The organism is Paracoccus aestuariivivens (assembly GCF_009711225.1).
Classification (GTDB): domain Bacteria; phylum Pseudomonadota; class Alphaproteobacteria; order Rhodobacterales; family Rhodobacteraceae; genus Paracoccus; species Paracoccus aestuariivivens.
In genome coordinates this window covers 20,289-27,327 of record NZ_WMIE01000028.1, presented here as the reverse complement: position 1 = coordinate 27,327, position 7,039 = coordinate 20,289, and the positions used below count along the sequence as shown (strand labels likewise).

Below are 7,039 nucleotides of genomic sequence, written 5' to 3'. Positions count from 1 at the left end.
TTACGCGGTGCCATCAGGCGCCACGGTTCCCTCCTCATCGGTGAAGCGGCTTTTCCTCATGTCGTCTGCTCCTTCGCGGCGAAGCAAACTCTACATTAAACCCAGGGACCTTCCGGGGGGCAGGTCAGTCGATACACGATAACACCGACGACCAGAGACCCTCGTCCCAGCCATCGCCCTCGCAGCAACGGTGATGTTCTGGCTATGGAACGTGCCCTGAGCCTAGTTGTTTGATCCCACGGTTTGATGGTGCGATCCTTTCTTTGGCATGGAAGATGCCCTATGGGACAAGTTCGTCACGGAAGCGCCACGACCACGCACGCTGTCCGAGCAGCAATAATGAGGGCCAGCCCGCCACCGGTCCGAGGGCCGGCCCGAATGATCGCAAGCTTCGCTCGCGCAACTAAGCAGGGAGTTGGGCATCAACCCCAAGACCGTTGCGGAATGGCGCAAGCGCGCGACGGTTGAGGATATGAAGACCGGACCATCCGACCCACGCTCGACGGTTCTGTCCGGGGATGAGGAGGCGGCGATCGTGGCGTTCCGGCGCCATACACTTCTGCCGCTGGACGATTGCCTTTACGCACTGCAGCCCTCGATCTCCCACCTGACGCGATTTGCGCTGCATCGGTGCCTGCAACGGCATGGCATCTCGCGCCTGCCTGATGTGGATGGTGACAAGCCGAAGCGGTCGAAGTTCAAGCGCTACCCGATCGGTTTCTTTCACATCGACATCGCCGAGGTGCAGACCGCTGAAGGCAAACTATATCTGTTCGTCGGCATCGACCGCACGAGCAAGTTCGCCGTGACCCAACTCGTCGATAAAGCCGATAGGAAGACGGCCTGGGAGTTCCTTCAGCATATGCTCGAAGCCGTGCCCTACCAGATTCACACCATTCTCACCGACAACGGAATCCGGTTCGCAGAGCAGCCTCGGAACCGGAACACCATCTACTCCCGGCCGATGCGCTTCGACATGATCTGTGAGGCAAATGGAATTGAGCACCGCCTGACCAAACCCAACCATCCCTGGACCAACGGCCAGGTCGAACGCATGAACCGCACGATCAAGGAGGCCACCGTCAAACGCTTCCACTCCGAAAGCCACGACCAGTTGCGAACGCACCTCGCAGACTTCAAGCGGCCTACAACTTTGCTCGCCGGCTCAAGACCCTCAGCGGCCTCACCCCATACGAATGCATCTGCAAGATATGGACATCTGAGCCCGACAGATTCATCCAGAACCCGATCCACCAGATGCCGGGACTGAACACCTAGCCCGGAACTCCGGCCGGTCAAGTCGTCGCAAGTTATCCGTAGGCAAACTCTGGCCTGCAGGTCGGCCTTTTGCACCCTCTCAACAGGAGTGCCCCATGCAGTTGAGAAAATACGGGTTCTGTCGCAAACTTCAGCGCGGGTTGGGGACAACCCTCTGGCTGGGCGTACTTATCTCGCGAGAGTTACGAACTGTTGAAGGGCAGTGTTACCGCCTGCGGTAAGCTGGCGCTTGCGGATCAGTTTGGTCGTTTCGATCCCGACCAGAGCGTCGTGTGCAGATAAAATTCATTTGAAGCCCAATATCAGTCGGGTTAACCTTCTGAAGAACCGATGGCTCTGCTTGATGATATTGTTCAGATACTGCACCTGCAGGCTTTCGATCAGCCAATACCATCCGGCCAAGATCAGCACGATATTCATGTTGTCCAGCCCGCCATGTTCGCGCCACGCTTGTCGACAGCTCGGTAGAGATAGCACCAACGACCCTTGCAACTTGATGTACGTCTCATCCATGCGTCAGGAACGATCCATTGCAGCTTTGCTGCTTAGGCCGCGAGCAGTGGCGTATTTCAATACCCATCAGTTCAGCGCCGCATGATCGACAGCCACGCCACTCTCAGCCAAAATTTCTTCCAGATCGCGGTAGGAAACAGCGTAGCGGACGTAGAAGAACGCGACAGAGCATCACGGAATCCGGGTAGCGGTTGCGCTTGAAGTCGATCATCGCACGTTACCCTCTCATCGCCTGTAACGGGCACGACATAGCGAATGCCGTTCGACGCATAAGGCCGTTAGATGTTTGCGCTGGAACCAGTGTCTTAGGCATCAGACACTGGACCGGCGTAGACGTCGACCCGCAGGTCATACGTAGGCATTGCTTGCGCTGAACCTTTGACGGATCAACCTCGCTTGCGGAAGTTGCGATCGTATTCCACTCCGACGCGAGGGCCAGACGCAAGCGTGATCAGGTGTGGGGCTTTCACGCGGCCTCGGTGACGCCTTCGGGCAGCTTTGCTCCGGTCATGAAGGCCACCGCGTCGGACATGGTATAGTCCTGCGGTCGTATTACGCAAAGCCTGCGGCCAAGGCGGTGGATGTGAATGCGGTCGGCGATCTCGAATACATGCGGCATGTTGTGGCTGATCAGGATGATCGGGATACCGCGCTTGCGCACGTCCCGGATCAACTCGAGCACCCGGCGCGATTCCTTGACCCCCAGCGCCGCCGTCGGCTCGTCGAGGATCACCACCTTCGAGCCAAAGGCCGCCGCGCGGGCTACCGCGACGCCCTGACGCTGGCCGCCGGAAAGGGTCTCGACCGCCTGGTTAATGTTCTGGATCGTCATCAGCCCCAACTCGTTCAGCTTCTCGCGGGCGAATTTCTCCATCGCCGGACGGTCGAGCTTGCGGAAGTACTTGCCGATGAAGCCCGGTTTGCGCAGTTCCCGTCCCATGAACATATTATCGGCGATCGACAGCGCGGGTGACATGGCGAGGGTCTGGTAGACCGTTTCGATGCCAGCCTCGCGCGCTTCAATCGGGTTGCGGAAGATGACATCGCGTCCCTCCAGCCAGATCTTGCCGTCATCGGGCAGGATGGCACCCGAGATTGCCTTGATCAGGCTGGACTTACCCGCGCCATTGTCGCCGATCACAGCGAGGATCTCACCGGGCATCAGGTCGAAATCGCATTCGTCGAGCGCGGTCACCTTGCCATAGCGCTTCACCAAACCGCGCGCCTTGAGGATGGGTTCCGTGGTCATGCTGAAGCCTTTCTGATCCATTGGTCCACGGCGACTGCAAGGATGATCAGAACGCCGATCAGGAAGAAGGTCCATTGCGGATCGGTGCCGATAAGGCGCAGACCCATCTCGAATACTCCGACGATTAGAGCGCCGAAGAACATGCCTATAATCGAGCCGCGGCCACCGAAAAGGCTGATGCCGCCGATCACCACTGCCGTAATGGATTGGATATTACCAAGCTGCCCGGTCGAGGCGGTGGGCGAGACCGAGCCAAATCGGCCGATCATGACCCAGCCTGCAATGGCGCAGAAAAGCCCTGCCAAGGCATAGACTTGGATCAGCACCCTACCGGTCGGCACACCCGCCAGTGCAGCGGCCTGCGGATCGTCCCCGGTCGCATAGACATGCCTGCCCCAAGCGGTGTGGCGGAGGACGTAAGCCATGACTGCAACCAGAACGATCATCAGGAAGACGGCGTAAAGCACCTTCACGCCCGAGTTCTTCACGGCGGCGTCGGCGAAGAAGACAATGTCATTGCCCCAGAAACGTAAGGCAGGGGCCTGCGCCTCGATATCGGAAGAGCGGATCGTCTCATTCGCGGAATAGATGAAATTCGCGGCCAGCAGAATTTGCCACGTGCCCAAAGTCACGATGAAAGGGGGCAGCTTGATTCTGGCGATCAGGAAGCCATTCATCGCCCCCATCAAGGTACCGAGCCCAAGTCCGAGGATGATCGAGAGCGGGGCCGGAATGCCGTAGCGAAAGGTGAACTGCCCCATCAGCACTGAGGAAAAGACCGCGATTGCACCGACCGAAAGGTCGATCCCGGCGGTTAGTACCACCAGCGTCTGCGCACAACCCAGAATGCCGACGATGGCGATCTGCTGAAGGATGGTCGACAGCGTACCCGCCTTGAAGAAATTGCTGGTGGCGAAGCCGAAGAACAGCAGGGCCAAAAGCAGCACGATCATTGGCACAGCCGAGGGCGTGGTGTGCAGCCAATGCTGCAACCGTTTCAATGGGCTGTCTTTCTCGTGGAACTCGGCCACCCTCTCGGAGGCACCGGTCAGGCCGGATTCATAGGCCTCCGAGACGGTCTTGGCATCGTTGGACATCTTGCCCTCCGCTGGGGCCCGGCGAATGCGGGCCGATTGCGCGAGAGGGCGGAGACCGCCCCCTGCGGGTTCTCGGATCAGCCGGGGATCAGCCCCAGCACAGTTCCAGACCCTTGGCTGAGTCGATCGAATCGACCCCCGAGGCCGGCTTGTCAGTGATCAGCGTCACGCCGGTGTCGAAGAAATCCTTGCCTTCGGTTGGCGCTGGCTTGCTACCATCCTTGGCGAAGGCGGCAATCGCTTCGATCCCCTTCGATGCCATCAGCAGTGGATATTGCTGAGAGGTGGCTCCGATCACGCCTTCCTTCACGTCCTTGACCCCGGGGCAGCCGCCGTCGACCGAAACGATCAACACGCCGCTGTCCTTGCCGGCGGCCTTCAGCGCCTCATAGGCTCCCGCCGCTGCAGGCTCGTTTATGGTATAGACCATGTTGATGTCACCATCCTTGGCGAGAAGGGCCTCCATCGCCTTCAGTCCGCCTTCCTCGTTACCGGAGGTGACCTCATGACCGACGATGCGCGGATCGCTCTCGTCGCCCCACTTGTTCGGATCGCCCAATTCAACCCCGAAGCCTTTCAGGAAACCCTGGTCGCGCAGCACGTCGACCGAAGGCTGGCTGATCGCCAGATCCAGCAGCGCGATCTTGGCATTGGCTGCCGCGTCACCCATCGTCGTTTTGGCCCATTGGCCGATCAACTCGCCAGCCTTGAAGTTGTCGGTGGCGAATGTGGCATCGGCGGCGTCGATCGGGTCAAGGGGCGTGTCGAGCGCGATCACCAGCACGCCCGCCTCGCGCGCTGCCTTGACGGAATCAACGATGGCCTTGGTGTCCGAGGCGGTGATCAAGATCCCCTTGGCACCATCCGCGACACAGGCCTCGATGGCGGCGACCTGGCTTTCATGGTCGCCATCGACCTTGCCGGCATAGGTTTTCAGCGCCACTCCCAACTCTTGGGCTTTGGCGGTCGCTCCCTCCTTCATCTTTACAAAGAAGGGGTTGGTGTCGGTCTTGGTGATCAGGCAGGCCGAGACATCCTCGGCCAAGGCGGCACCCGACATCAGGGCAAGCGACGCTGCGCCCAGAAGGGCGGCTTTAGCGAATTTCATATTAGTCCCTCCCAAGGGGCGGTCCGCGCCCCGTCCATCCTCAGCGCGGCATTTCCTCCCGCCTCGCTGCATGCAGGAAAACCGATTCTCCCCTATCGCGTCAATAAATAAATCACATTGAATTATTATTGACGCGGCTCACTGGTCCCGACATTCTGCCAAGGCGTGCTCAAGCAGTCGCGCGAATGCGTACGAGGCCAGCCATGCTGTTCGGATTGCCACCCCTGCTGGGACCGGATCTGCTTTATGATCTGCGCTCGCTGGGACGTGACGACGAGATTCCCCTTGGAGAATACTCCACCGAGGCACAGGCCGCGCGGCTCAGGCGCGCGGATGGGCACGGCAACATCCCACCGTGTAGGCCGTTTCCGGCGCGAAACACAGTCTCCGGATCCGTGCCGTTTTTACCGTTGTCGCTACTGGCGAGATCGCAGTTTTCGCCAATATCATCCTGCGGAAGGGCGTGATAACCGCGAAGGAACTGCCGGAACAGGCGGGGTAATAAGGGCGCCGAAACGCTCGGCAGGCAAGGGAGGGAAGGGCATGGCTGAGGACGCGATCGCAGAGCAGAACGGGGGCGAGACCGCACTTGCCGCGCTCAACCGCGGCACCAACCAATCCGGCATGCGCGAGCATAACGAGCGTCTGGTCCTGTCGCTTCTGCGCAGCCAAGGGCCGCAAGCAAAATCCGACATCGCGCGTATCACCGGCCTTTCGGCCCAAACCGTCAGCGTGATCATGCGCGAACTCGAGCAAGACGGATTTCTGCTGCGGGGTGAGCCGCAGCGCGGGCGCGTCGGTCAGCCTTCGGTGCCGATGTCGCTTGCTCCGGAGGGGGCTTTCTTTCTTGGACTGAAACTCGGACGCCGCTCGGCCGATCTGGTCCTGCTGGATTTTCTGGGGCGGATACGGCGAAAGCTGCGGAGGATCTATCCTTGGCCGACGCCGCGCGCGATAATCGATTTTGTAAGTGGGGCCCTGCCGGAACTGACCTCGGACCTGACGTCCGCGCAGCGCACACGCGTCGTCGGGCTGGGTGTCGCCATGCCCTACCAGCTTTGGTCATGGGTTGAATATATCGGCGCGCCCCAGACCGAGATGGATGCCTGGCGCAGCCTCGATCTTGAGCGCGAATTGGCCGCAGTAACCGGCCTGCCGGTCTTTGTCCAGAACGACGCCTCGGCCGCCTGCGGGGCCGAGTTGATCTTTGGCACAGGCGAAAAACCACGGGATTTTCTGTATTTCTACTTCGGCTATTTCATCGGCGGCGGGCTGGTACTGAATGGGCGGTTGTTCACTGGACGCACCGGAAATGCTGCGGGGGTCGGCACGATGCCGGTTCCTGGCATCGGAGGCCGTCCGGTGCGGTTGATGTCCGAAGCCTCCCTCTGGCCACTGGCACGACGGATCGAGGCGCGCGGCCTGTCCTCGGAACTGCTCTGGGACCGGCCATTGGCATGGGACTTGCCCGAGGACCTGCTGGATGACTGGATGAATGCAGCTGCCTCGGGCCTCGCATCGGCCATGCTTTCAGCGGCGGCCCTGCTGGAGCTTGAGCATGTGATGATCGACGGCTGGTTGCCCGCCGAGATTCGTGCCGAAATCGTGCGCCGTACCGATCTGGCACTGAGCGGAATGGATCTAGCCGGGTTGGCGCGACCAATGATCCGCGCGGGCACGGTCGGACCGGATGCCCGTGCGCTTGGTGCGGCCGCCGTTCCCTTGGCCGCGCGTTTCCTTACCGACCCCGAGGCGGCACTTCTCGCCCGCTGACCGGTGTTTTCGATGGATCAA

General features: G+C 60.4%; 5 protein-coding genes and 2 pseudogenes. 3 read left to right on the top strand and 4 right to left on the bottom strand.

Annotated features, from left to right (window positions below):
* Positions 1-282 precede the first annotated feature (282 nt).
* Positions 283-1,278: pseudogene (locus GL286_RS20750) on the top strand (IS481 family transposase).
* Positions 1,279-1,446: 168 nt separating this feature from the next.
* Here GL286_RS20750 and GL286_RS20745 read toward each other — a convergent pair.
* The 4 genes and pseudogenes from GL286_RS20745 to GL286_RS20730 form a co-directional block, all read right to left on the bottom strand.
* A pseudogene (locus GL286_RS20745) lies at positions 1,447-2,002 on the bottom strand (IS6 family transposase).
* A gap of 255 nt (positions 2,003-2,257) precedes the next feature.
* A complete protein-coding gene (locus tag GL286_RS20740; RefSeq protein WP_211596458.1) occupies positions 2,258-3,040 on the bottom strand; it encodes an ATP-binding cassette domain-containing protein in 783 nt (260 codons plus the stop codon).
* Positions 3,037-4,137 (bottom strand): ABC transporter permease, encoded by a 1,101-nt coding sequence (locus GL286_RS20735; RefSeq protein WP_155097478.1) that lies wholly within the window; start codon positions 4,135-4,137, stop codon positions 3,037-3,039. The genes GL286_RS20740 and GL286_RS20735 overlap by 4 nt, the downstream gene beginning before the upstream one ends.
* Before the next feature lie 88 nt (positions 4,138-4,225).
* Positions 4,226-5,245, bottom strand: coding sequence for a sugar ABC transporter substrate-binding protein (locus tag GL286_RS20730; RefSeq protein ID WP_155097477.1), 1,020 nt, complete (start codon positions 5,243-5,245; stop codon positions 4,226-4,228).
* A gap of 391 nt (positions 5,246-5,636) precedes the next feature.
* Between GL286_RS20730 and GL286_RS22990 the strand changes: the two genes are divergently transcribed.
* Positions 5,637-5,747, top strand: coding sequence for an RbsD/FucU domain-containing protein (locus tag GL286_RS22990; RefSeq protein ID WP_425496107.1), 111 nt, complete (start codon positions 5,637-5,639; stop codon positions 5,745-5,747).
* Positions 5,748-5,788: 41 nt separating this feature from the next.
* The gene (locus GL286_RS20720; RefSeq protein ID WP_155097476.1) at positions 5,789-7,018 is read left to right on the top strand and encodes an ROK family transcriptional regulator; all 1,230 of its coding nucleotides are present in this window, start codon (positions 5,789-5,791) and stop codon (positions 7,016-7,018) included.
* Positions 7,019-7,039: the final 21 nt, after the last annotated feature.